Source organism: Streptomyces tibetensis, from assembly GCF_040647715.1.
Taxonomy (GTDB): domain Bacteria; phylum Actinomycetota; class Actinomycetes; order Streptomycetales; family Streptomycetaceae; genus Streptomyces; species Streptomyces tibetensis_A.
Genome location: NZ_JBEZCR010000015.1, coordinates 121,454 through 146,244 on the forward strand (window position 1 = coordinate 121,454; position 24,791 = coordinate 146,244).

Here is a 24,791-nt window from a genome sequence, read left to right on the forward strand (position 1 = left end):
GGTCCCCGTCGGACACGCAGGGAAGCCGGTCGGTCCCATGTCGGGCGCCCACGGAAGCCGGTCGGCAGCGAGCGTGCCGTGCGTCAGGCCGTGCGCTTGCGGGACGCCGACTTCTTCGCCGTCGTCTTCTTCGCGGTGCTCTTCGACGCCGCCTTCTTCGTCGTCCCCTGACCCTGCCCCTGCCCCGACTTGGCCGTCGAGTTCTTTGCCGCCGTGGTCTTCTTCGCCGCCGTCTTCTTCGCGGTGGACGTCGACTTCTTGCCGCCGGTCTGCTTCGGGGCCGCCCGGGCCGTCTTGCGCTGCGGGAGCGACTTCACCTCGGCGTGCTCGGCCTCCTCGCCGCGCGACTCGCGGGCCGCGCGGACACTGCTCTCGAGAGCCGCCATGAGGTCCAGGACCTTGCCGCCCGTGGCCGGTTCCGGCGCCTGGGGCGGGGCCTCGCCGGCGGCCTTCGCGGCGATGACCTCCTCTACGGCCTCCCGGTACTCGTCGTGCAGGTCCTCCAGGTCGACCTCGCCCAAGGTGTCCATCAGCGCGTCCGCGAGGTCCAGCTCCTGGTCACGGACGGTGACATGGGAGTCGGGGGCCAGGCCCTCGGGGGCGCGGACCTCGTCCGGCCACAGCAGGCCGTGCATGGCGATGGCCTCGCCGACGACCCTGAGCATGCCCAGCCGCTCCCGTCCCCGCAGGGCGAACTTCGCGATGGCCACCTTGTTGCTGCGCTTCAGCGCCTCGCGCAGCAGGGTGTACGGCTTCGCCGCGGGGGCGCCGCCGGCCTGGAGGTAGTACGCGGCGTCCATCTGGAGCGGGTCGATCCGGTCGGCCGGGACGAAGGCGACGATCTCGATCGTCTTGGCCGTGGGGAGGGGCAGGCTCGACAGGTCCTCCTCGGTGATCGGGATGATCGTGCCGTCCGCGTCCTCGTAGCCCTTGCCGATCTCCCCCTGGGTGACCTCGCGGTCCTCCAGTTCGCAGAACTTGCGGTACCGGATGCGGCCGCCGTCCTCCGTGTGGATCTGGCGGAAGGAGATCGAGTGGCTCTCGGTGGCGTTCACCAGCTTGATCGGAATGCTGACCAGGCCGAACGAGATGGCGCCGTTCCAGATGGATCTCACGTGCAGCACCCTTCCGGTCACGCTGGGGAGTGTTCGTCATGGTTTGCGTGGGATTCTTATCGTATGGCGCCTATCACGCAGGTGGAGGGGCGACGGCTCGCTCTCAGCAATCTGGAGAAGGTGCTGTATCCCGCCACCGGCTTCACCAAGGGCGAGGTGCTGCACTACTACGCGACCGTCGCCGAGGTCCTGCTGCCCCACCTGCGGGACAGGGCGGTGTCCTTCCTGCGCTATCCGGACGGGCCGGACGGGCAGGTGTTCTTCACGAAGAACGTGCCGCCGGGTACGCCCGAGTGGGTCACCACCGCCGAGGTGCCCCGGGTCGAGGGACCCTCACGGATGGTGCTGGTGCAGGATCTGCCGAGCCTGATGTGGTCGGCGAACCTCGTGACCGAGTTCCACACCCATCAGTGGCTCGTCGACACGCCCGACGTTGCGGACCGGATCGTGTTCGACCTCGATCCGGGGGCGCCGGCGAGCATCGTCCAGTGCTGCGAGGTCGCGCTGTGGCTGCGGGAACGGCTCGCGCAGGACGGCTTCGAGGCCTACGCCAAGACCTCCGGCTCCAAGGGGCTGCATCTGCTCGCCGCCGTGCGCGGGGCGTCCTCCGAGCGGGTGTCCGAGTACGCCAAGTCGCTCGCCGTCGAGGCCGAGAAGACCATGCCGCGGCTCGCGCTGCACCGGATGACCAGGAGCCTGCGCCCCGGGAAGGTCTTCGTCGACTGGAGCCAGAACGCCGCCCGCAAGACGACGGCCACCCCGTACACCCTCCGGGCCCGCCCGGAGCCCACCGTCTCGGCGCCGGTGACCTGGGAGGAGGTCGAGGAGTGCCGCACACCGGGCCGGCTGGACTTCCAGGCGGGGGACATCGCCCCCAGGATCCAGGACTACGGCGACCTGCTCGCTCCCCTGCTGGACGCGGACGAGGCAGGGATCCTGCCGTAGCGACACGGCGGGCCGCTCACGCGCAGGGCGCGCCGCGGCCCGGCCGACCCGCGAACCCGTCGCCAGCCCCGCGCTCCCTCACACCCGCGCCCACGTGTTCCGGTCGCGGGCCGTCGCGTGCAGGGCCTCCACGTCCGCCGGTTTCAGGACGCCGCCCCGTCGCGTCAGGCCTTCCACCTCCGTCGCCGTCAGGACCTGGACCTCTCGGGGGGCGGTCGGGATCGACAGCGCCGCCGGGTCCACCAGGACGAGTACCGGGCGGACCTCCGCCGTCAGGGCGTAGGAGGCGCGGTCGGCGTCGGTGCGCAGGCGCTGGAGGAGAGGGTCGGGGTCGCGGCGGCCAAGGGTGATCATGGGGTCGGCGATCCGGACGCGCTGCCTGCGCGCGTGGACGGTGTGGACGGCGTAGAGGCCGCCGGGGCCGATCAGCAGGTGGTGGATGCGGTCGCCGCCGGGGAGCGGCACGGAGTGCAGGGTGTGCCAGCCCGCGCCGTCGAGACGGTCCAGGGCGTCGCCGACCGTCTGCTCGGCCGCCAGGGCCCTGCGGCGGGGGTCCGGGCGCAGCCGGTGCGTGGGGCCCGGGTCGCGGTCGAGGGCGACGACGAGGGCTTCGCCGGGGCGGTTGGGGGCCAGGTCGTCGTCGGGGTGGAGGCTGAGACGGGCCAGCTCGGCGGGGGTCGGCACCGGTGGGGGCCCCACCGTCACGGGGCCGGTGAGGTAGGGCCCGAGTGCTCTGAGGACCTCGTCCTCGCGGTCCTCGCCGAGCAGGTTCACCCGGGCGGCCTCACGGTCGTACCAGGCGATGTTCCTGCCGTCCGGGAGGCAGACGTAGAGCCGCTCGCGGCCGTGCCGCCAGGTCGGTATGACGCGCAGTCCGTTCATGCACCATCACCCCAGTCCATGGGAACAGGCGGGGTGCTGCGGGGGCAAGAACCCGGTTACCTTGGAGAGGAGTTGAGCCTGCCCGCGGTCCCCTCGGGCGGTCATGGTGGGGAGGCGCCGTTGCGTACCCGCAGTAAACCCGACGTGCCCGCTCCGGAGAGTCCGTGGAGCGAGGTCGTCCCCGGGCTCTGGATGGGCGGTCACGAGTACACGGGGACCTTGGGGCATCTGGAGTTCGCCGTCGTACGGGACGAGTTCGATCTCGTGCAGACGCTGCTGCGGCTGCCGGGGCACGGGCCCGATCCGGGCGTCCGGCACCATGTGTGGCCCATACCCGACGGGCCACTGGACGGAACGCAGCTCGCCGGGGTGATCCGGCTGGCCGAGGCCGCGTGCGAGGCGTTGGACGAGGGCCGCAGGGTCCTGGTCCGCTGCTATCACGGGTACAACCGCTCCGGTCTGGTCGTCGCGCACGCCCTGATGCGCCAGGGCAGGTCCGCGGAGGCGGCGATCCGGCTGATCCGGGCCCGCCGCTCGCCCTGGGCGCTGCACAACGACCTGTTCGTCGACTACCTGCGGGCCGGGCTGGCCACGGCCCGGCTGCTGGAGGAACTCACCGAGTAGCGGGACGCCCGTACCGCTGCACGTACAGGGCACCCTCGCGCGCAAATGGGACTTCCGCGCGAATAAGGTGTACGCGGCCGACGGTCGCGTCTGCCGTCCGTCCCCCTGCGTGCCCCCGTCCGTCCACCGTCTGCCCCTTTCCGTCCACCGTCTGCCCGTTTCCGTCCACCGTCTGTCCCTTTCCGTCCACCGTCTGTCCCCGCCCGTCCACCGTGTGCCCGCCGTGTGCTCACCCACGTACCGCCAGGAGTGCAGTGCCCCTCAGCCGCCCCGGGCAGGCCGCCCGCCGCCTCGCCGTCGTCGCCCTGCTGCTGGCCGCCGCCGTGGGCTGCGGGGACGCCGGCGAGCTGGAGGGCGCGGGGTCGACCCCCACCGCGCAGGAGCCGGCCCGCCTCTGGCCGGAGCTGACCCCTGCGTCCAGCCCGGCGTTCGAGATCGGCGAGGTGAACACCGAGGTGGTCAAAGGGGTGAAGGTGCCCGGCGACGACATCCGCCGGGTGAATCCGGTGGGGATCGTCCGGGCCGAGATCGCCGGAAACCCGGGCGACTACGCCGGTGCCAGGGCGCCCTACCGCGACACCGGGCGGGCGATGGCCGACTGCGCGAAGGGCCCGGGGCACGGAAAGTGCCCGGTGCTCCGGCCGTACTACCGGGATCTGACCGGCGACGGCCGCGACGACCTGACGCTCGGTTTCCCGCTGCTGCCCGGCAAGACGACCGCGGTCCGCGTCTACACCGTCGAAAAGCACCGGCTGGTGCAGGTGATGGCGTGGGAGGACGCGCTGAGCGGTGTGGAGCTGGCCGGGCGCTCCCTGGTGATCCGCTCGCCGTCGGAGGTCGCGGGCTACGAGTACCGTCTGCAGTGGACCTGGGACCGGGATCAGCGGGCCATGCTCCTCACCCACGACGAGATGCTGCGCACCGGCCCGCACCAGCGCTCCCGGCACCCGTCGGACTCCGGCACGGGCTCTGGGTCGGACTCCCGCACGGGCCCCTCGCCGACGTCCCGCACGGGTTCTCCCTCGCCGACGTCCCGCACCGGTTCTGCCTCGACGTCCCGCACCGGTTCTCCGCCGACCTCGCCGTCCGCCGCCCTGTCCCCCTCGCCGTCCGCTCCCCCGTCCGCCTCGCGGCCCGGCTCCCCCTCGGTGGGCGGCGGATGAGGCCGGTACTCCCCCCGTGGTCGGGGACGCTCGCCGCGAAGGCCGCCGCCTTCATCACGGTCATGTGCTGCGCGCTCGCGGCCCTGCTCGGCGTCCTGGTGCACGTGCAGGTGACGAACCAGACCGTCGGCCAGGCCCGGGACCAGGCGCTGCAGCGGCTGGCACAGGCGACGCAGCGCTACGAGGCCGGGGACGCCCTGCGCCGGGACGCCGGCGTGGACCCTCCGGAGCTGCCCGGGGAGCTGCGGGAGCTGGCGGTGTCCGGGGACCGCGGCACGATGGTCGCCGACAAGGAGGGACGTCCGACGATGTGGGCGGCAGGTCCCGTCGACGGCGAGCGGGCGCTGGCCGTGGCGGTCGACTACTCGCAGCAGGCCCGCACGATCGAGGGTCTGGACCGGGCGATCCTGTGGTCGTCGGGTCTGGCCATCGGCGCGACGCTGCTGGTCGGTGCGTTCGCGGTGACGCGGGTGACGCGGCGGCTGCACACCACGGCGCTGGTGGCGCGGCGGATCAGCGCGGGCGACCTCGACGCGCGCGTGAACGACCCCCGCACGACGCGCACACCCCGCACCACCGGCACACCCCGCACCACCCGAACCCCCCGGACGGGCCCACGCACCCCCCACACCCCCGGCGCGGGCCGGCGCACGCAGGCCGGCCCGCAGGACGAGGTGGCCGCGGTCGCCGCCGCGCTGGACTCCATGGCGGCGTCGCTGCAGGGGAAGCTGCTGGCCGAGCAGCGGTTCACGGCGGACGTCGCGCACGAGCTGCGCACGCCGCTGACCGGGCTGCACGCGGCGGCGGAACTGCTGCCGCCGGGACGTCCGACGGAGCTGGTGCGTGACCGGGTGGCGGCGCTGCGCACCCTCACCGAGGATCTGCTGGAGATCTCCCGGCTGGACACCGGCCGGGAGCGGGTGGAGCTGGACACCGAGCAGTTGGGGCCGCTCGCCGAGCGGGCGGTGCGGGCGGCGGGGAACGGCACGGAGGTCAGGGTCGTACGGGACGTGTCCGTGGAGACGGACCGGCGGCGGCTGGAGCGGGTGCTGGGCAATCTCGTGGCCAACGCGCACAAGCACGGGCGGGGGCCGGTGGTGCTGACCGTGGACGGGCCGGTGGTGACCGTTCGCGACCACGGGGACGGGTTTCCGGAGTACCTGGTCGCGCACGGCCCGCAGCGGTTCCGCACGGAGGGCGGCACGCGGGGGCACGGCCTGGGGCTGACCATCGCACGCGGGCAGGCCGAGGTGCTGGGGGCGCGGCTGGAGTTCGCGAACGCGCCGGAGGGCGGGGCGGTGGCCACCCTGAGGCTCGCGGCGGAGTGAGCACCGGGTTCGCGCCCTCCTATGGCCCAGCGTGAGGGGCGGCACCCCGGGGGCGCTCCTAATGTGTCGATTAGTCAGCTTCGGCACTCTCGCCCCCACATGGAGGTATTCCCCATGTCCCTGCGCACCCGCCTCTCCATAGCCATCGTCGCCGGGCTCCTCGCCGCAGCGGCCGCCGTCACGCCCGCCGCCGCGGACGGCGACTGGGACCCGAGTGGCGGGAACGGCAACAGCCAACACGACCCGGGCGGCGGCAACGGCAGTCGCCCGGGCGGCGGCAACAACCAGCAGGACCCCAGCGGCGGCAACGGCAACCACCAGCACGATCCCAGCGGCGGCAACGGCGACCACCAGGGCCGCCACGACCAGCGCCTGTACAGGGGCGTCGTCACGGCGGGCACGCTGGCGTTGCGCAGTGCCCCGAACCGCGGTTCGCAGATCATCCGGTTCGCCCATCGGGGCGACAAGGTCAAGATCTTCTGCAAGACCGGCGGCCAGACCGTGCAGGGCAACCCGCTCTGGTACCTGCTGACGGACGGCACCTGGGCCTGGGGCGCGGCCCGGTACATCGACAACCTCGGCCCCGCGCCACGCTGGTGCTGACACCCGGTCACCCGAAGGCGCGAAGATGCACTATTGGGTAAATTCCGGACATGAGTAAGGCCGGAATCTCCGTGGCGACGGCGGACCCGCCCGCACCCGCCGTCCGCCGCCTCCCCCGGCGCCGGGGCATCGAACTCGCCCTCATCGTGCTGGCCGTCCTGCTGTCGGTGTACGGCTACTGCGCCGTCGGCCTCGCCCGGCACGGAACGCTGCCGCCCGGTGCCGCCGGTTACGGCGCCGGTCTCGGCGTTCTGGCGCTGCTGGCCCATCTGACGGTACGGCTGCGGGCCCCCTACGCCGACCCCCTGTTCCTCCCGGTCGGGGTGCTGCTGAACGGGCTGGGCCTGGTGCTGATCTACCGGCTCGACCTGGAGACCCCGGGCGACCGCGCGGCACCGGCCCAGCTGGTGTGGTCGACGCTGGGCGTGACGCTGTTCATCCTGGTCGGCCTGCTGCTGCGCGACCACCGGGTGCTCCAGCGCTACACGTACGTCTGCGTGGTCGCGGCCCTGGTCCTGCTCACCCTGCCGATCCTGTTCCCGGCGGTGAACGGGGCCCGCATCTGGATCCGGATCGCCGGGTTCTCCATCCAACCGGGCGAGTTCGCGAAGGTGCTGCTGGCGGTGTTCTTCGCCGCGTACCTGGCGGCGAACCGCAGCGCGCTGGCCTTCACCGGCCGCCGCGTCTGGAAGCTCCAGCTCCCCACGGGCCGGGTGCTCGGTCCGATCGTCGCCGTCTGGCTGGTCAGCGTGGGGGTGCTGATCCTGGAACGCGACCTCGGCACCTCGCTGCTGTTCTTCGGCCTGTTCGTGGTGCTCCTCTACGTGGCCACCGGCCGCACCGGCTGGATCGCGGTCGGCCTGCTGCTGGCCGCGCTGGGGGCGGTCGCCGTGGGCCGGCTGGAACCGCACGTGCACGGCAGGATCGAGACCTGGCTGCACCCCTTCGCCTCCATCGAGGCCGGCGAAGGTGCCAACCAGCTCGCCCAGTCGCTGTTCGCCTTCGCGGAGGGCGGCATGCTCGGCACGGGCCTCGGACTCGGGCACTCCTTCCTCATCGGGTTCGCCGTGAAGTCGGACTTCATCCTGGCCACCGCGGGCGAGGAACTCGGCCTGGCCGGCATCGGCGCCGTCTTCCTCCTCTACGGCCTGCTGGTGGAGCGCGGCTTTCGCGCGGGCCTCGCGCAGCGCGAGCCCTTCGGCCGGCTGCTCGCGGTCGGCCTCGCCTCGCTGGTGGCACTCCAGGTGTTCGTGATCGCGGGCGGGGTGACCGGGCTGATCCCGCTGACCGGCATGGCGATGCCGTTCCTGGCGCAGGGCGGCTCGTCGGTGGTCACCAACTGGGCGATCGTGGCGCTGCTGGTCAGGGTGAGCGACTCGGCCCGGCGCAGTTGCGACGAGCGGGGCGCGCCGTGACCCGGCACATCCGGCACGCCCAGTACTTCTGCGCGCTGCTGCTGGTGGCCCTGCTGGTGAACGCCGCCCGCGTCCAGGTCGTCCAGGCACCGTCGTACGACCGCAACCCGGCCAACCGGCGCCCCGACATCGCCCGTTACGAGCAGCCGCGCGGGGACATCTTGGTCGGTGGGCGCCCCGTCACCGGTTCCCGGGACACCCGTGAGCACCTCCGCTACGAGCGGACCTACACGGACGGCCCGATGTACGCCCCGGTCACCGGCTTCGCCTCCCAGCTGTACGGGACGACGCTGCTGGAGAGCAGCGAGGACGGCGTGCTGTCCGGCGCGGATCCGATGCTCGCGCCGTTCCCGCTCTGGAACGACTTCACGCGAGCGCGCAACGCGGGCGGGGACGTCGTCACGACGCTCCACCCGGCCGCCCAGGAGGCCGCGTACCGGGGACTGGCGGGCCACAAGGGCGCGGTGGCGGCGCTGGAGCCGTCGACCGGCCGGATCCTGGCCCTGGTCTCCGCCCCGTCCTACGACCCCCAGCCGCTCTCCGGCAACGGCTCGGCGGCGGCCCGGGCCTGGCGGCGGCTCACCACGGACAAGGACAAGCCGATGCTCAACCGGGCGGTGCGGCAGACCTATCCGCCGGGCTCGACGTTCAAGGTCGTCACCGCGGCCGCCGCGCTGGACACCGGTGTGGTCACGGACCTCGAAGCGCCGACCGACTCCCCCGACCCCTACCGGCTGCCCGGAACGCGCACCCGCCTGACGAACGCCTCGAAAGGCTGCGCGGACGCCTCGGTCCGGGAGGCGTTCACCTTCTCCTGCAACACGGTGTTCGCCAAGCTGGGCGTGGAGGTGGGCGCGGCGGACATGACGGCCTCGGCGCAGGCCTTCGGCTTCAACAACGGGGAGCTGAGGATCCCCTTCCCGGTGGCCCGCTCCACCTTCGACACCACCCTCGACAGGGCCCAGCTCGCCCTGTCGTCGATCGGCCAGTACAACACCCGCGCCACACCGTTGCAGATGGCGATGGTCGCGGCGGCCGTGGCGAACGGCGGCCAGGTACGCGACCCCTACCTGGTGGAGCGCACGACCCGGCCGGGCGGCAGCACCCTCGCGGCGGCCGGTTCGCGGGCGATCCGCCAGGCGATGTACCCGTCCACCGCCGCCCGGTTGCGGGCGATGATGCGGGACGTGGTCGAGCACGGCGGCGGACACAAGGCCGCCATCCGCGGTGCCCAGGTCGGCGGCAAGACCGGCACCGCCCAGCACGGCCTCGGCAACTCCGGGACGCCGTACGCCTGGTTCATCTCCTGGGCGCAGGACGGCCGCGATCTGACGGCGCGGGTGGCGGTCGCGGTCGTCGTGGAGGACGCGGACGCGAGGCGCGGGGACATCAGCGGAGGCGGTGACGCGGCGCCGATCGCGCGGGCGGTGATGGAGGCGGTGCTCAAGTCGCCCTGATGGCGGCCCGGTTGATGAGACGGGGCTATCGGGTCCCGGCGCGCCCGACCTACCGTTCGGTCCATGACTGAACCCGCCGCGTACGAACTCGCCCAGGTCAACCTCGGCCGCCTCAAGGCCCCTCTGGACTCCCCGCAGCTGAAGGACTTCATCGACGGCCTCGACCCGGTGAACGCTGACGCGGACGACGCCGACGGTTTCGTCTGGCGCCTGCAGGGCGAGGCCGGCGACGACGCCACGGACGTGCCCGTCTTCGGTGACTCATGGCTGATCATCAACATGTCGGTGTGGCGCGACGCCGACGCGCTGACGGCGTACATGTACCAGGGCAGGCACCGGGAGATGCTCGCACGCCGCCGTGAGTGGTTCGAGAGAGTGCAGGAGGCCATGGTCGCCCTCTGGTGGGTCCCGTCGGGTCACCGCCCCACGGTGGCCGAGGCGGAGTCGCGCGTGCTGCACCTGCGCACGCACGGCCCGACACTGTACGCCTTCACCCTGCGGACGCAGTTCCCTCCACAGGGCGCCGAACCCCTGCTCGGCGAAGTGCCGGACGGGCTCGACTGCGCGCCCTAGGTAGACACCCGGTCAACAAGTCGCACGCGGGGGATTGACGGGCTTGCTGACAGGCAGTCTCATAAGTGCATCAGTGACGTGTGCACAACGAGGTGGGCAGCCATGACGACCCTGACGGAAGCCGACGCGCTCGACGGCCTGCGCGATGCCCTCGGCCTGCTCAAGGACCGGGAGCAGGTGGCCCAGCGGCTGCTCGACTCCTCCGCCAAGCACTCCTTCGACCCCGACAAGGAACTGGACTGGGACGCGCCCTTCGAGGAGGGCAAGTGGTTCTGGCCGCCGGAGCTGGTGTCGCTCTACGACACCCCGCTCTGGAAACGCATGGGCGAGGAGCAGCGCATCCTCCTCTCCCAGCACGAGGCGGCGGCCCTGGCCTCGCTGGGCATCTGGTTCGAGATCATCCTGATGCAGCTGCTGGTCCGGCACATCTACGACAAGGCGGCGACGAGCGCGCACGTACGCTACGCACTCACCGAGATCGAGGACGAGTGCCGCCACTCCAAGATGTTCGCCCGCCTGATCTCCCACGGCGACACGCCCTGGTACCCGGTCAGCCGCGCCCACCAGCAGCTGGGCCGCCTGTTCAAGACCATCTCCACCACCCCCGGTTCCTTCACCGCCACCCTCCTCGGGGAGGAGGTCCTCGACTGGATGCAGCGGCTGACGTTCCCCGACGAGCGGGTCCAGACCCTGGTCCGCGGCGTCACCCGCATCCACGTCGTCGAAGAGGCCCGCCACGTCCGCTACGCCCGCGAGGAACTCCGCCGCCAGATGGTGACGGCCCCCAAGTGGTCCCGGGAGTTCACCCGCGTCACCTCCGGCGAGTTCGCCCGCGTCTTCTCGGTGGCCTTCGTGAACCCCGACGTCTACACGAACGTGGGCCTGGACAAGCGGGAGGCCCTCGCCCAGGTCCGCGCGAGCGGCCACCGCCGCGAGGTCATGCAGAACGGCTCCAAGCGCCTGACCGACTTCCTCGACGACATCGGCGTACTGCGCGGGGTAGGCCGACGCCTGTGGAAGTCGTCGGGCCTGCTGGCGTAAAGGGCACGACTCCCGCACCCGCGCACGGCGAGAAGGGGCCGTGTCGGGGGGGTCCGCCCGCAGCGGTTGTCGCGTCAACGCACAGTCAGTCGGCGTGAGACCCCATCGCGACGTTCCGAGGACGGACACCCCCCGGCGCGGCCCCGACCCACCACCCGGCGCAAGGCGAAGACGCGCACCCCCACCCGCCACCATGCGAAGAAACACACCGGACGCCATGCGAGACCACCCGCACCCGCACGACCACCGCTACGCAGCCCCCCGGCGCCCCGATTACCCTGCGAGGCATGACACCAGCCGCCCCCACCCCCGCCTACCGGCGACTCAGCGTCGAGGAACGCCGTAGTCAGCTCCTCGCCTCGGCGCTGGACCTCTTCGCCCACCGCGCCCCGGAGGAGGTGTCCCTCGACGACGTGGCGGAGGCGGCCGGGGTCTCGCGGCCGCTGGTGTACCGGTACTTCCCGGGCGGCAAGCAGCAGCTCTACGAGGCCGCCCTGCGCTCTGCCGCCGACGAGCTCCAGCACTGCTTCGACGAACCCCGCGAGGGCCCGCTCCTGCCCCGTCTGTCCCGCGCCCTCGACCGCTACCTCACCTTCGTCGACCAGCACGACACCGGCTTCAGCGCCCTCCTCCAGGGCGGCAGCGTCGTGGAGACGTCCCGCACCACCGCCATCGTGGACGGAGTACGCCGTGTCGCCGCCGAGCACATCATCAGCCACCTGGGCGTCACCGGCCCCGGCCCCGGCCTGCGCATGACCATCCGCATGTGGATCACGGCCGTGGAGGCGTCGTCGCTGATCTGGCTCGACGAGGACAAGCAGCCCCCCGCCGGGGAACTGCGCGACTGGCTCGTGGAGCAGTTCGTGGCGATGCTGTCGGTGACCGCCCGCCGCGACCCGCAGACCGACGCCCTGGTCCGGGCGCTCGCCGAGAATCCCTGACACTGATCCCGTGAGAAGCGAAGAGACCCCCTTCGAGGGCGGCCCCATGGACGGCAGGGTCCTGCCCGTCCTCCTGGGCATCACCGGCCACCCGCCCAAGACGTACCGCATCCCCGTCCCGGACCCCGACGGCGGACCGGACACCGTGCTCGTCTACCGCCGCGTGCCCCGGGGACCGGGCAGGGTCGGCCTGTCCAACCGCTGGAAGTACACGTACGCCCCCGAGGGCGTCCCGCCCCGCCGGCTCAACTGGCCCTGGTCGAAGCCAGCCGCCACGCCGCCCGGCAAGCCGGACGACGCCGACGGGTGACCCGTTGCGCCGAACGCGCACGCTCACCGCGCGCGGCGCACGCACCCGCCTGATCCTCACGGTGTCCGGCGGCACCCCGCCGCCCCCGTAATGGAGGTGATGGCATGTCAGGAAAGCTGCTGCGTCTGGTCTGCATCGCGGCGACGGCGGCCGGAACCGCCCTGGCGCCCGTCCAGGCCGCGGCCGCACCCGAGCCGGACAAGGAACAGCCCGGAGTCGCCGACCTCCTGACAGGTCTTCAGGGGCTGTACCGGAAGGCCGAGGAGGCCACCGAGGCCTACAACGCCACCGAGGAGAAGCTGAAGAAGCAGCGTGCCGAGACCGACCGTGTGGAGCGCGCCCTCACTCGCGCCCGGCTCTCCCTGCACGACAGCCGGGGCGCGGCCGGCCGGCTGGCCCGGCAGCAGTACCAGAGCAGCACCGACCTTCCCCCGTACGTCCGCCTGCTCCTGGCCCGCGATCCGCAGCACGCGATCGAGCAGGGCCATGTGATCGGCCGGCTCGCGCAGGAACGAGCCGGCACCATCGCCCGGCTGTCCGGCCACGAGCACAAGGCCCACGAACTGGCCCGCAAGGCCCGCACGGCCCTCGACCGGCAGCTCGCCCTCACCGAGCGGCGCAAGAAGCAACGGGACGAGGTCCGCACCCGCCTCCACGACGTCGAGGAACTGCTCGCCTCCCTCAGCCGTGAACAGCTCGGGAAGCTCGCCGAGTTGGAACGGAAGGCCACTGCGAAGGCCCAGTCGGAGTTCATCGCGTCGGGCGCGCTGGGCAGCGAGGACAGCCCGGGCGACACGAAGGACGGTGGCAAGGACGACAGCCGCGAGAACGGCAAGAACAGAGACAGGCCCGGGGGCGTCAACACCGTCCGCACCCCGTCCGCCGAGGGCCTGCGGGCCGTGCGCTACGTCGTACGGCAGCTCGGCAAGCCGTACGAGTGGGGCGCACAGGGCCCGCGCACGTACGACTGCTCGGGGCTGACCTCACAGGCGTGGGCCGAGGCAGGGACGCCCGTGCCCCGAACCAGTCAGGAGCAGTGGAAGCAGCTGGAGCGGATCCCGCTGGACGAACTGCGCCCCGGGGACCTGGTCGTGTACTTCCCGAAGGCCACGCACGTGGCGCTGTACCTCGGCGACGGCATGGTCGTCCACGCACCCCGTCCGGGCGCGAAGGTGAAGGCGTCACCGATCGCGGCCAACCCGGTCCTGGGTGCCGTACGGCCGGACCCGGGCGGGGAGCCCCTGCGGCGCTACGAGCCGCCGGAGCTCCCCGAGGGTGCCACGGACGGGTCCGACGAGGGCTACGACGGTTACGCGGCGCCCGCGCCGGACACCTCGGCCAGGTAGCCCTGCGTCTTGTCCGGGTCGTAGAAGAAGTTCTCGAAGTCGGCCGGGTTGTCGAACCCGTTGGCGAAGCGGTCGGCGACCGGCTGGAGCTCACCGGCGGCGCCGATGAGGTTCAGGATGTGCTCCGGCGGCGGCGCGAGCATCGCGTTGGTCCACTTGGTGACGTGCTGGGCGGTGTCCCAGTAGCGGTCGAAGGTCGCCCGCATCCACTCCTCGTCGAACGGCTTGTCGCCGTGCTCGGTGATCGAGGAGAGGTAGGCGGCGGCGCACTTGGACGCGGAGTTGGAGCCCTGCCCGGTGATCGGGTCGTTCGCCACGACCACGTCGGCGACGCCGAGCACCAGACCGCCGCTGGGCAGGCGCCCGATGGGGTTGCGGACGGTGGGGGCGTAGCGCCCGGCCAGCGTGCCGCCGGCGTCCGTCAGTTCGACCTTGGTGGCCCGCGCGTACTCCCAGGGGACGTACCGCTCCATGAGCTCCAGGGTCAGGGAGAGGTGCTCCGCGGGGTCCTTCACGCCGTTGAAGGCGTCGAGCGGGCCGCCGGGTATGCCCTCCCAGAACAGGATGTCGGCGCGGCCGGAGGTGGTCAGGGTCGGCATGACGAACAGTTCGCCGACGCCCGGCACGAGGTTGCAGCGGACCGCCTCGGTGCCCGGGTGCTCGGGGCGCGGGCCCAGGCCGTGGACGTACGACACGGCCAGCGCGCGCTGCGGCTCGCTGTAGGGGGAGCGCTCGGCGTCGCGGCCGAACATCTGGACCAGCTCGCCCTTGCCGGCGGCGACGAGCACCAGGTCGTAGGTGCGGGAGAAGTAGTCGAGGTCGCCGACGGCCGCGCCGTGGATGACGAGCTGGCCGCCGCGCTGGGCGAACGTCTCCATCCAGCCGGCCATCTTCACGCGCTGGTCGACGGACTGGGCGTATCCGTCGAGCCTGCCCAGCCAGTCGATGGCACGGGCGGCGGGGCCCTCGGCCCAGGAGCCGGGTGCGGCGACCGAGACGCCGAGTCCTTCGATCTTCGGGGCCTGGGACTCCCAGAAGTTCAGCTGGAGATCGCGCTCGTGCTGCAGGGCCGTGTGAAACATGCACTGCGTGGACATGACCCGGCCGGTGCGGATCTCGTCCGCCGTCCGGTTGGACATCAGGGTGACCTCGTACCCCTGTGTCTGGAGGCCGAGAGCGATCTGGAGCCCGGACTGACCGGCTCCGACGACGAGTATCTTCCGCATGCGGGGCTGTCCTCTACTCGGGGGTTTCGTCGAGCGCGTGGCCCACGAGGGCCAGGAGGGTCTCGATCACGGAGATCCGGCGACGCGCGTCCATGATCATGACAGGTATGTGTCGTGGGATGGTCAGGGCCTCCCGCACATCCTCCGGCTCGAACAACTCACTGCCGTCGAAGTGGTTGACCGCGACCACGTACGGCAGCCCGGAGCTCTCGAAGTAGTCCAGGACCGGGAAGCAGTCCTTCAGGCGACGGGTGTCGGCCAGGACGACCGCGCCGATCGCGCCGCGCACGATGTCGTCCCACATGAACCAGAACCGCTGCTGGCCCGGCGTGCCGAACAGGTAGAGCACCAGGTCGTCGTCGAGCGTGATGCGCCCGAAGTCCATGGCCACCGTGGTGGTGGACTTGCCCGGCGTGGCGGTGAGGTCGTCGGTCGCCTCGCTCGCCTCGGTCATCAGCGCCTCGGTCTGCAGGGGCGTGATCTCCGAGACGGCGGTGACCAGCGTGGTCTTGCCCACGCCGAAGCCGCCCGCCACCACGATCTTCGTGGCGATCGGGGCACGGGTGCGGTCCGTCTCCCAGGCGTGCATGCTCTCGCCGGGCTCGAGAGACGGGGAGGAACCAGTGACGCCGTGAGCGGCGTCAGAGACGACGGAGTCCACTCAGCACCCTTTCCAGCAGAGCCCGGTCCGGGCGGCCCGTGCCATGGCCGGTGCCCGTTCCGTACACACGGATCTTTCCCTGGTCCGCGAGGTCGCTCAGGAGCACGCGGACCACGCCGAGCGGCATCTTCAGCAGCGCGGCGATCTCGGCCACCGTACGCATCCGGCGGCACAGTTCGACGATGGCCCTCAGCTCCGGCATCACGCGGGTGGAGAGGTGGCCGTTCGTCAGCTCCTTGCGCTCCTCGGGGGCGTCCAGCGCGGCCGTGCTCGCCACGAACGTCTCCACGAGGAGGACGTGGCCGAACCGGGTGCGGCCGCCGGTGAGCGAGTAGGGGCGGACCCGGGCGGGTTTGCGGTCACCGCCGCGGACCGGGAGGTGCTGCTTGGGCGTACTGCTCATCGGGCACTCCCCGTCGTCTGGGAATCCTCCAGGGATTTCCGGAGCTCGCTGCGGAGTTCCGGGGTCAGGACGTGACCGGCGCGGCCGACGAACAGGGCCATGTGGTACGCCACGACGCTCATGTCGCAGTCCGCGGAGCCGTGGACGCCGAGCAGCGAGCCGTCGCTGATGGACATCACGAACAGGCTGCCCTCGTCCATGGCGATCATCGTGTGCCGGACGCCGCCGAAGTCCATCAGCCGGGCGGCGCCGATGGTGAGGCTGCCGATGCCGGAGACGATGGTGGCCAGGTCGGCGGCGGAGCCGCGCGGGCCGGTGCGCTTGGTGCCGCGGGCCTGCAGGGCGTCCCGCGCCTCCTTGTTGCGGTGGTCGTCGGAGGAGAGCAGGAGCAGTCCGTCGGACGAGACGACCGCGACCGAGAGGATGCCGGGTACCTCCTCGACGAGGTTGGTCAGCAGCCAGTGCAGGTTGCGGGCCTCACTGCTCAGTCCGATCAGTCCGAAGGTACTGGGAGCGGTCAACTGCTTGCCTCCTCGACTGTGCCCCCCGTGGATTCTTCGGATCCAGCTGGTCGTGCTGTGCCGGTGGCCGGCCGCTGGTGCGAGGCCGTCCTCTCGGCGATCTCCGCCTCCACCTCGCGGTACCCCGCCTGGGCGCCCTGGCGGAAGCCGCCGAGGCGGCGACGCAGGGCGTCGGCGTCGACGGAGCCGCTGCGCTGGCGCGGGGCGGTGGTCTGTGCGGTGATCTTCGGAGTGCGCTTGGGGAGGCCCTTGTCGGTGACGCGGTCCTCCTCCTCGTCGGGCGCGCGCTCGTGCTCCGGGCTCTCGCCCCGGTCCTCGGCGCCCGGGTGGGCCCCGCCCTCGGGCGCGGGCTGACCGTACGGGCCGGTCTCGCCCGTACGGAAGGCGGTGTCGGGGGCGGGCCCTTCGTGCGGGCCGGTCTCGGCGCTGTCGACCGCGGGTGCGTGCCCCGTCGGCTCCGGCTCCTCTGCCTGCGCCGGGATCAGCAGTTCCATCGTGGTCTCCGCGGGGGATTCCACGGGTGCGGCGGTCTCGTCCGGGTCGGCGTGTGCGTCCGACCCGGCGTGCGCCTCCGCCTGGGCGTGTGCCTCCGACGCGGCGTGTGTCGTCGGCTCACCGGGCGCCGGTGGCTCGGCGGATGCCGCCTCGTCCGCCGCCTCCGGCGTCTCCAGCGCCTTGGGCACCTCTGCCGGTTCCGGCTCCCCTGCCGGTTCCGGGTGGTGGGCGGGCGTCGTGGTGTCCGCGGCTTCGTCCTCGCGTACCGCCTTCTCCGCCAGGGCGACCAGCGGGTCGTCGCCCGAGGCGCGCCCGTGCAGGACGTTGGAGTTGGCCTCGGCGTCGGCGCCCGGGAAGGAGTAGGAGTGCGCCGTGCCGGTGAGGGGGCCGGAGGTCGGTACGGCCACGGGCGGGGCGGCGGCGAGGAGTGTGCGCGGCAGGACGACGACCGCCGCGACACCGCCCTGCTTCTGCTCGCGCAACTGGACGCGCACGCCGTGGCGGTGGGCGAGCCGGGCCACGACGTAGAGGCCCAGGCCGAGACCGTCCTCGCCCTCCTGGTCGTAGGGCGCCTCGGGGTCGAAGTCGGTGAGGCGGGAGTTGAGGCGCTCCAGCCGCTCCTCGGTCATGCCGATGCCCTCGTCCTGGACGGACAGCATGACCTCGCCGTTCTCCAGCAGCCAGCCGGAGATCTCGACGGGCAGGTCGGGCGGCGAGAACGAGGTGGCGTTCTCCAAGAGTTCCGCCAGCAGGTGGGACAGGTCGTCCGCGGCGAACCCGGCGATGTGCGCGTGCGGGGGCAGGGCGGCGATCCGGACCCGCTCGTAGCGCTCGATCTCGCTGACGGCGGCCCGGACGACGTCCACCAGCGGCACGGGCCCGGCGGCGTGCTGTACGTGCTCGGTGCCGGCCAGGACCAGCAGGTTCTCGCTGTGCCGGCGCATGACCGTGGCGAAGTGGTCGAGCTTGAACAGCGTGGCGAGCCGGTCCGGGTCCTGCTCGCGCTCCTCCAGGTTCTCGATGACGGCCAGTTGCCGTTCGACCAGGCCGAGGGTGCGCAGGGCGAGGTTGACGAACGTCCCGCCGATGGCGGTGCGCAGCCGCTCCAGCTGGGCGGCGGACTCGGCGAGTTCGCCGCGCAGTTCCTCGCGCGCGTCGGCCATCTTCTGGCGCTGCCCCACGAGGTGCTTGCGGTCGGACTCCAGCGTGGTGATCCGCTCGGTGAGGGCGGCCGCGTGCGCGTGCAGGGCGTTGACGGAGCGGACGGCTTGGGCGAACTCGTCGTTGCGGCCCGTGAACTTCACCGGTTCCTCGGCCGCCGGGTCGTCGGCCTCGGCGAGGCGCTTGGAGCCCAGGCGCAGGACCGCGAGCGGGCGGGTGAGGCTGCGGGCCATGCCCGTGGCGACACCGACGGCGAGCAGCATGAGGGCGCCGAGGACGGCGATGCGGATCTCCAGCGCGGTGACGTCGTCGTCGCGCAGCGCCTCGAGGTCCTTGGTGCGGCGGTCGTAGAGGGCCGACTCCACCCCGCGCATCAGGTCGACGCGGGCGGACAGGGCCGCGTCCAGCTTCTTGGTGCTGGTGGCGAGGTCGGTACGGGAGAGCGTCGGCTGGTCGGTCAGGGTGGCGAGGTACTTGTCGGCGGAGTTGACCTCGGTGCCGGTGACCGTGGAGTCGAAGGAGGCGCGGGCCGGCTTGGGCGCGGCGTCCCGGAAGTCGGCCAGGGCCGCGTCGGAGCGCAGCCGGGCCTGCTGGGCGGCGGCGCTGAGGGCGTCACGCTGCCGGGTGTCGGCGTCCGAGGAGGTGGAGGTCTCGGTCGGCAGGCCGGTGACGGGATCGATGACCGCGCTCGTGCTGCGCGGCACGCTGAGCGCGGCGAGCAGCAGCCCGCGGGCCGCGGCGGCCTGCTGGACGGCGGAGTCCAGCTCGGCCAGCGCGTAACCGCCGGCACCCGCGCGCGGTGGGGTCCGCTGCGCCAGCTGCTCGGCGAGGTCGTGGAGTTCGGTGATGGCGCGGGAGTACGCCTGGTGGGCTTCGAGGGCGCTGCTCTGGCCGGTGAGCGCCGCCCTGCGCACGGCCGCTATGCCGTCGAGGTCCGAGCGGAGCGCGGCGGGCGTGTCGGTGTCGGAGCGCAGCTCCTCGACCTGCCGGTCCACCCGGGCGCTGCGCTGCTCGGAGGGCGCCTTGGACTTGGGACGCCCGGCCGCGATGTAGGAGGTGACGTCGTCCCGTTCGTCGGCGAGGGAGTGCGCGAGGGCGAGCGCGTCCTGCGTCTGCTCCGCGAGCGTCACCAGTTCCTGGGTGTCGTGGAGCTGCTCGGAGGCGGCCAGGACGGACGGGGCGCCGGCACCCGCGATGGTCGCGGCGACCACGGCCACGGCCACGATCAGCCGGTTGCGTACGTGCGTGGGGCGGCCCGAGCCGGTGGGGGGCGTCGGCTCAGCGCCCTGAACGGGGGCCTTCTGCTTGCCTGTGCGACGAGGCCGCGTCTTCTGCACCGGTGCTCGCATTCCTGACTCGTGAACCCTTGGGCCCGGATGACGCTCCGTCAACTGGTGCGTACTCCCGGTACACTTACCGACCCTCCCAGCGCCGGTGGGCAGCGCACGCGCATCACCTGACCCGCCACCCGAAGGAGTGAACCCCGGAGGAGAGTTGAGGGGCAAGTTCCGCGGGCCTTTGCAGTGACCTTGCGCGGCACGCCGGTTGGACGACTGCGACGGCCGGTGGCAGTATTCGCCACCACGCCTTCCCGGAACAAATCATTCCCTCCCAAACCAGGCGTCTGACCTGCGCGACTGCGCCGATCCGGCAACCGTTGCCGGTCTCTTGCGGACCTTGTGAAGGGCTCGTGCAGACTGGCTGGATGCGTACTGAACTCGCCTCGGAGCCGGGAGACGCCGACCGCCCCAACGAGGACTTCGCCGCTGTCGGGCTACCGGCCTCGGGACAGGGCGGTTCGGTCGTCGTCCTGGACGGGGTCACGCCACCGAGGACCGGGACGGGCTGTCTGCATTCCGTTCCCTGGTTCACCGCACGCCTCGGTGGAGCACTGACCGAACTGACCGTTTCACTCCCGGATATCCCTCTGGTCGACGCCTTGTCCCGCGCCATCGCGCGTACCTCCGAGGCACACGCCGCAACCTGTGACCTTTCTCACCCCCGGACTCCTCAGGCCACGGTGGTCGCGGCCCGATGGAATCCGGACACGGTCGAGTACCTGGTCCTGTCCGACTCGGCTCTGCTCCTCGAGTCCCCGGACGGCGTGGTGACACCCCTCCTCGACGACCGGCTGGCCCTGCTCCCCCGCTCGGCGCTCGCCACGGACGCGCTGGTGGACTCCACGTTCCGCAACATGGACGGCGGCTTCTTCACGGCTGCCGCCGACCCGTCGGTGGCGGCCCGGGCGGTGACCGGAACCGTGCCCCGTCGCGAGGTCCGCGCCCTGGCCGCGCTGACGGACGGCGCGACGCGCTGGGTGGAGCGGTTCGAGGAGGGCGACTGGGCGGACTGCTTCCACCTGATCCGCAAGGAGGGGCCGCAGGCCCTGGTGGACCGCGTTCGAACGCTGGAACGGTCGGACGCCACGACGTTCCTGGGCAGGGGCAAGAGGCACGACGACGCGACGGTGGCGTTCGTCGAGTTCTAGGCGGCTGCCCGCGCTGCGAGCGGCCCGCGGCCGGGGGCTACTTCTCCATGCCGCGGTTGAGCTGGTGCAGCAGCCGGGCCAGTTCCGTGACCTCGCGGGAGTCCCAGTCGGCCAGGCGGCCGGCGTAGCGGGCGCGGCGGGCCTCCCGGACCCGGCGGACGCGGTCGTGGCCCTCCTGGGTGAGGGCGACGAGCCAGGCACGTCCGTCGGCGGGGTCGGGCTCGCGCGCGACCAGCCCGAGTTCCTCCAGGGCACGCAGCTGGCGGGACATCGTCGCCTTGCCGACCCCGATGTAGGCGGCGAGCTCGGTCGCCCGCTGCTTCCCGTGCTCGTCCAGCCGCACGAGCAGGCCGTACGCGGACGACTCCAGGTCGGGGTGGACCTCGCGGGCCATCTCGCCCTGGCTGGCCCGGGCGCGCCGCAGCAGCACGGTCAGTTCGCGCTCGAGCGCCAGGAAGGCGGGCTGATCCACGCCGGTTCCGGCCACACCGGGTCCGGGCAGACCGGCTCCGGCCACGCCGGGTCCGGGCAGACCGGTTCCGGCCACACCGGGTCCGGTTCCGGCCACACCGGCGTCGCGGTCTCCGTCGTCGTTGCCGCCCTCGTGCACGTCAGCCCCTGCCTCGGTCGTCACCCGGTCGTGAGCACGCCGGTACCTGAATTTTCCGCCACCTGCCGTCATCACCGCAGTTCGGCAAGTATTCCGCAGGTCAGGGCGTCCGTGTCCACAGGGCCACCACACGGTGAAGGCCCGGGTCTCCCTCACGGGAACCCGGGCCTCCACTCATCCGGCCACGTCCGTCACGCCGCGACCGGAACCTCCGGCGCGGCATCCGCGGTGGCGGGCGCGAGCGCCAGTTCCAGGACCTGGCGTACGTCGGTGACGGCGTGGACGTCGAGCTTGTCCAGCACCTCCGCCGGGACGTCGTCCAGGTCGGGCTCGTTGCGCTTGGGGATGATCACCGTGGTGACCCCCGCCCGGTGCGCGGCGAGCAGCTTCTGCTTCACGCCGCCGATCGGCAGGACCCGCCCGGTCAGCGAGACCTCACCGGTCATCGCCACGTCCGTGCGGACCAGCCTGCCGGACAGCAGGGACGCGAGGGCCGTCGTCATCGTGATGCCGGCGCTCGGGCCGTCCTTGGGGACCGCGCCCGCCGGGAAGTGGATGTGCACGCCCCGGTCCTTCAGGTCGCCCACCGGCAGTTCCAGCTCGGCACCGTGGGAGCGCAGGAAGCTCAGCGCGATCTGCGCGGACTCCTTCATCACGTCGCCCAGCTGACCGGTCAGGGTCAGCCCGGCCGCACCCGTCTCCGGGTCGGCCAGGGACGCCTCGACGTAGAGCACGTCACCGCCCGCTCCGGTCACCGCCAGGCCGGTCGCCACCCCGGGGACGGACGTCCGCCGCTCGGCCGGGTCCTGGGCGGACTCGGGCACGTGGTGCGGCCGACCGATCAGGTCGCGCAGGTCCTCGTCCCGGACAGTGAAGGGCAGCTTCCGCTCGCCCAGTTCGTGCTGGGCGGCGACCTTGCGCAGCAGCCGCGCGACGGACCGCTCCAGGGTGCGCACGCCCGCCTCGCGGGTGTACTCGCCGGCGAGCTTGCGCAGCGCGCCCTCGTCGATGGTCACCTCGTCCTCGCCGAGCCCGGCCCGCTCCAGCTGACGCGGGAGCAGGTGGTCACGGGCGATGACGACCTTCTCGTCCTCGGTGTAGCCGTCCAGGCGGACGATCTCCATCCGGTCGGCGAGGGCCTCCGGGATCGCCTCCAGGACGTTGGCGGTGGCGAGGAAGACGACGTCGGACAGGTCCAGCTCGACCTCCAGGTAGTGGTCCCGGAAGGTGTGGTTCTGCGCCGGGTCGAGCACCTCCAGCAGAGCCGCGGCCGGGTCGCCCCGGAAGTCCGAGCCCACCTTGTCGATCTCGTCGAGCAGCACGACCGGGTTCATCGAGCCGGCCTCCTTGATGGCCCGGACGATCCGGCCCGGCAGCGCGCCGACGTAGGTACGCCGGTGGCCGCGGATCTCGGCCTCGTCGCGGACGCCGCCGAGGGCGACACGGACGAACTTGCGGCCCATGGCGTGCGCGACGGACTCCCCCAGACTGGTCTTGCCGACGCCGGGCGGCCCGACGAGCGCGAGGACGGCACCGCCGCGCCGCCCGCCGACCACGCCCAGCCCCCGGGCGGTACGCCGCTTGCGCACCGCCAGGTACTCGGTGATCCGCTCCTTGACGTCCTCCAGGCCGGAGTGCTCGGCGTCGAGGACGGCCTGGGCGCCCTGGATGTCGTAGGCGTCCTCGGTGCGTTCGGTCCACGGCATCTCGAGGACCGTGTCGAGCCAGGTGCGGATCCAGGAGCCCTCGGGCGACTGGTCGGAGGACCGCTCCAGCTTGTCGACCTCCTTGAGCGCGGCCTCACGGACCTTCTCGGGCAGGTCGGCGGCCTCCACCCGGGCGCGGTAGTCGTCGGACTCCTCGCCCTCCTGCTCGCCGTTCAGCTCGCGCAGCTCCTTGCGGACGGCCTCCAGCTGGCGTCGCAGCAGGAACTCGCGCTGCTGCTTGTCGACGCCTTCCTGGACGTCCTTGGCGATCGACTCGGCCACGTCCTGTTCGGCGAGGTGGTCGCGCAACTGCTGGGTGGCGAGCTTGAGCCGGGCCACCGGGTCGGCGGTCTCCAGCAGTTCGACCTTCTGGTCGGTGGTCAGGAACGGCGAGTAGCCGGAGTTGTCGGCGAGCGCCGAGACGTCGTCGATGGCCTGGACCCGGTCGACGACCTGCCAGGCGCCGCGCTTGCGCAGCCAGGCGGTGGCGAGTGCCTTGTATTCCTTGACCAGTTCGGCGAGATGGCCGGGCAGCGGCTCCGGAACGGTCTCGTCGACGCGGGTCCCCTCGACCCACAGGGCGGCACCGGGACCGGTGGTTCCCGCGCCGATGCGCACCCGCCCTCGGCCGCGGATCAGCGCGCCCGGGTCGCCGTCGGCCAGTCGGCCGACCTGTTCGACGGTGCCGAGCACACCGGTGTTCGCGTAGGTCCCGTCGATGCGTGGCACCAGGAGTACCCGGGGCTTTCCGGGCGTTGACCGGGCAGCGGCCTGGGCGGCCTCCACCGCGGCACGGACCTCGGAATCGCTCAGGTCCAGCGGGACCACCATCCCGGGCAGCACGACCTCTCCGTCGAGCGGCAGCACGGGCAGGGTGAGCGGTGTGGACGTCGAAGCCATGATCTCCCCTTCGGCAGTCAAGTTGAGCTATGCCGACTCAATGCTTGGGCGCGCTCAGATGTTCCCCACGAACTGTTCGCTGTCAGCGATCACCGATGACGCGGGAGGCGGGAGGGCGCGTAAGGTCACCTGAGTAATAGACAATCAGGTATTGCACTTATTACAGGGGGATGCGTGAACGGCACCGTGCAGGCATGGGTGGACGGATGGGTCGTGTCGCGCGGGGCCTCCCCGCCCCTGGCCGAGCCGTGGGGCTGGACGATCGACGTGGGCACGTACGGGCACGTCACACGGCACGTCTTCGGTGCCACGGGCGAGGACCTCGACGAGACGACCGTCCGCAAGGTGGCCGCCGCGGTGACCGGACACGGCGTGTGGCTGAAGGCGTTCCGGGACCCGGAGGTGGTCTCCGGCTGGCTGGACGACAGCTGGTGGATCGACCCCGAGCCGGGTTATCTGATGACCGTGCCGCTGGAGGCGGACGGCGCTCCGGACGCCCCCGACGGCTACCGGCTGCGCGCGTGGTCCCGGGGCGGGGTGACGCGCCTGATGGTGGCCGCGCCGGACGGGTCGCTGGCGGCGCGCGGTCAGATCGCCGCGCGGGGCGAGATCGCCGTCGTCGACCAGATCGAGACGGCCCCCGAGCACCGCCGCAGGGGGCTGGGCAGCCTCGTCATGCGGACGCTGCAGCACACAGCCGCCCAGCAGGGCGCGCGGACCGGCGTCCTGGCCGGGACACCGGCGGGGCGGGGGCTCTACGAGGCGCTGGGCTGGGACGTCGTGGCCACACTGACCAGCGCGAGGCACGACCCGCCGGCCTCCGCCCGGCCCTGAGGCGCCGCGCGGCCCGGCCGCCCAGGGCCCGAAGGCCGCACGG

General features: G+C 72.3%; 23 protein-coding genes. 14 read left to right on the plus strand and 9 right to left on the minus strand.

Annotated features, from left to right (window positions below):
- Positions 1–83 precede the first annotated feature (83 nt).
- Entirely contained in the window at positions 84–1,124 is a 1,041-nt protein-coding gene (locus AB0B29_RS32780) for a Ku protein (protein WP_362245671.1), read from the minus strand.
- Between the two features lie 54 nt (positions 1,125–1,178).
- On the opposite strand from AB0B29_RS32780, the gene ligD reads away from it, so the two are divergent.
- Entirely contained in the window at positions 1,179–2,060 is an 882-nt protein-coding gene (gene ligD, locus AB0B29_RS32785) for a non-homologous end-joining DNA ligase (RefSeq protein WP_362245514.1), read from the plus strand.
- A 78-nt stretch (positions 2,061–2,138) separates the two neighbouring features.
- Here the strand turns inward: ligD and AB0B29_RS32790 are convergent, their stop codons facing one another.
- Positions 2,139–2,942, minus strand: coding sequence for a nuclease-related domain-containing protein (locus tag AB0B29_RS32790; protein WP_362245516.1), 804 nt, complete (start codon positions 2,940–2,942; stop codon positions 2,139–2,141).
- A 120-nt stretch (positions 2,943–3,062) separates the two neighbouring features.
- On the opposite strand from AB0B29_RS32790, the gene AB0B29_RS32795 reads away from it, so the two are divergent.
- The 11 genes from AB0B29_RS32795 to AB0B29_RS32845 all read left to right on the plus strand — a co-directional run bounded on the left by AB0B29_RS32795 (position 3,063) and on the right by AB0B29_RS32845 (position 13,743).
- Positions 3,063–3,566, plus strand: coding sequence for a protein-tyrosine phosphatase family protein (locus AB0B29_RS32795; RefSeq protein ID WP_362245518.1), 504 nt, complete (start codon positions 3,063–3,065; stop codon positions 3,564–3,566).
- 254 nt (positions 3,567–3,820) lie between these two features.
- A complete protein-coding gene (locus AB0B29_RS32800; RefSeq protein ID WP_362245520.1) occupies positions 3,821–4,729 on the plus strand; it encodes a hypothetical protein in 909 nt (302 codons plus the stop codon).
- Positions 4,726–6,057 carry a HAMP domain-containing sensor histidine kinase gene (locus AB0B29_RS32805; RefSeq protein ID WP_362245522.1) on the plus strand — a complete coding sequence of 444 codons (1,332 nt, stop codon included), beginning with the start codon at positions 4,726–4,728 and terminating at the stop codon, positions 6,055–6,057. Before AB0B29_RS32800 ends, AB0B29_RS32805 begins: the two co-directional genes overlap by 4 nt.
- A 114-nt stretch (positions 6,058–6,171) precedes the next feature.
- Entirely contained in the window at positions 6,172–6,660 is a 489-nt protein-coding gene (locus tag AB0B29_RS32810) for an SH3 domain-containing protein (RefSeq protein WP_362245524.1), read from the plus strand.
- Between the two features lie 50 nt (positions 6,661–6,710).
- On the plus strand, positions 6,711–8,075 hold the full coding sequence (locus AB0B29_RS32815; RefSeq protein ID WP_362245526.1) for an FtsW/RodA/SpoVE family cell cycle protein: 1,365 nt from the start codon (positions 6,711–6,713) through the stop codon (positions 8,073–8,075).
- Positions 8,072–9,532 (plus strand): penicillin-binding transpeptidase domain-containing protein, encoded by a 1,461-nt coding sequence (locus AB0B29_RS32820; RefSeq protein ID WP_362245528.1) that lies wholly within the window; start codon positions 8,072–8,074, stop codon positions 9,530–9,532. The genes AB0B29_RS32815 and AB0B29_RS32820 overlap by 4 nt, the downstream gene beginning before the upstream one ends.
- Positions 9,533–9,595: 63 nt before the next feature.
- The gene (locus AB0B29_RS32825) at positions 9,596–10,105 is read left to right on the plus strand and encodes a DUF3291 domain-containing protein (protein WP_362245530.1); all 510 of its coding nucleotides are present in this window, start codon (positions 9,596–9,598) and stop codon (positions 10,103–10,105) included.
- Positions 10,106–10,207: 102 nt separating this feature from the next.
- A complete protein-coding gene (locus tag AB0B29_RS32830; RefSeq protein WP_362245532.1) occupies positions 10,208–11,146 on the plus strand; it encodes an AurF N-oxygenase family protein in 939 nt (312 codons plus the stop codon).
- 287 nt (positions 11,147–11,433) lie between these two features.
- On the plus strand, positions 11,434–12,087 hold the full coding sequence (locus AB0B29_RS32835; protein ID WP_362245534.1) for a TetR/AcrR family transcriptional regulator: 654 nt from the start codon (positions 11,434–11,436) through the stop codon (positions 12,085–12,087).
- Between the two features lie 10 nt (positions 12,088–12,097).
- A complete protein-coding gene (locus AB0B29_RS32840) occupies positions 12,098–12,397 on the plus strand; it encodes a hypothetical protein (protein WP_362245536.1) in 300 nt (99 codons plus the stop codon).
- 104 nt (positions 12,398–12,501) lie between these two features.
- Complete coding sequence (locus AB0B29_RS32845; protein WP_362245538.1) at positions 12,502–13,743, plus strand: NlpC/P60 family protein; 1,242 nt, start codon at positions 12,502–12,504, stop codon at positions 13,741–13,743.
- Here the strand turns inward: AB0B29_RS32845 and AB0B29_RS32850 are convergent.
- Genes AB0B29_RS32850 through AB0B29_RS32870 form a run of 5 tightly spaced genes read right to left on the minus strand, consistent with a single transcriptional unit; the run spans position 13,707 to position 19,547 of the window.
- The gene (locus AB0B29_RS32850) at positions 13,707–14,969 is read right to left on the minus strand and encodes a styrene monooxygenase/indole monooxygenase family protein (protein ID WP_362245540.1); all 1,263 of its coding nucleotides are present in this window, start codon (positions 14,967–14,969) and stop codon (positions 13,707–13,709) included. The two genes, AB0B29_RS32845 and AB0B29_RS32850, sit on opposite strands and share 37 nt — an antisense overlap.
- Positions 14,970–14,982: 13 nt before the next feature.
- Positions 14,983–15,630 (minus strand): GTP-binding protein, encoded by a 648-nt coding sequence (locus AB0B29_RS32855; protein ID WP_362245542.1) that lies wholly within the window; start codon positions 15,628–15,630, stop codon positions 14,983–14,985.
- Entirely contained in the window at positions 15,611–16,033 is a 423-nt protein-coding gene (locus AB0B29_RS32860) for a DUF742 domain-containing protein (protein ID WP_086565350.1), read from the minus strand. Before AB0B29_RS32860 ends, AB0B29_RS32855 begins: the two co-directional genes overlap by 20 nt.
- Positions 16,030–16,554: a roadblock/LC7 domain-containing protein gene (locus tag AB0B29_RS32865; RefSeq protein ID WP_104784845.1), complete on the minus strand. Its 525-nt coding sequence runs from the start codon at positions 16,552–16,554 to the stop codon at positions 16,030–16,032. Before AB0B29_RS32865 ends, AB0B29_RS32860 begins: the two co-directional genes overlap by 4 nt.
- Complete coding sequence (locus AB0B29_RS32870) at positions 16,551–19,547, minus strand: nitrate- and nitrite sensing domain-containing protein (RefSeq protein WP_362245544.1); 2,997 nt, start codon at positions 19,545–19,547, stop codon at positions 16,551–16,553. Before AB0B29_RS32870 ends, AB0B29_RS32865 begins: the two co-directional genes overlap by 4 nt.
- A gap of 368 nt (positions 19,548–19,915) precedes the next feature.
- Between AB0B29_RS32870 and AB0B29_RS32875 the strand changes: the two genes are divergently transcribed.
- Entirely contained in the window at positions 19,916–20,698 is a 783-nt protein-coding gene (locus AB0B29_RS32875) for a protein phosphatase 2C domain-containing protein (protein WP_362245546.1), read from the plus strand.
- Between the two features lie 37 nt (positions 20,699–20,735).
- Here the strand turns inward: AB0B29_RS32875 and AB0B29_RS32880 are convergent, their stop codons facing one another.
- Both AB0B29_RS32880 and lon read right to left on the minus strand, forming a co-directional pair.
- Positions 20,736–21,230: a MarR family winged helix-turn-helix transcriptional regulator gene (locus tag AB0B29_RS32880; protein ID WP_436845933.1), complete on the minus strand. Its 495-nt coding sequence runs from the start codon at positions 21,228–21,230 to the stop codon at positions 20,736–20,738.
- Between the two features lie 269 nt (positions 21,231–21,499).
- Positions 21,500–23,914, minus strand: a complete 2,415-nt coding sequence (gene lon / locus AB0B29_RS32885) for an endopeptidase La (protein ID WP_362245548.1) — start codon at positions 23,912–23,914, stop codon at positions 21,500–21,502.
- Positions 23,915–24,088: 174 nt separating this feature from the next.
- Between lon and AB0B29_RS32890 the strand changes: the two genes are divergently transcribed.
- The gene (locus AB0B29_RS32890; RefSeq protein WP_362245550.1) at positions 24,089–24,748 is read left to right on the plus strand and encodes a GNAT family N-acetyltransferase; all 660 of its coding nucleotides are present in this window, start codon (positions 24,089–24,091) and stop codon (positions 24,746–24,748) included.
- Positions 24,749–24,791: the final 43 nt, after the last annotated feature.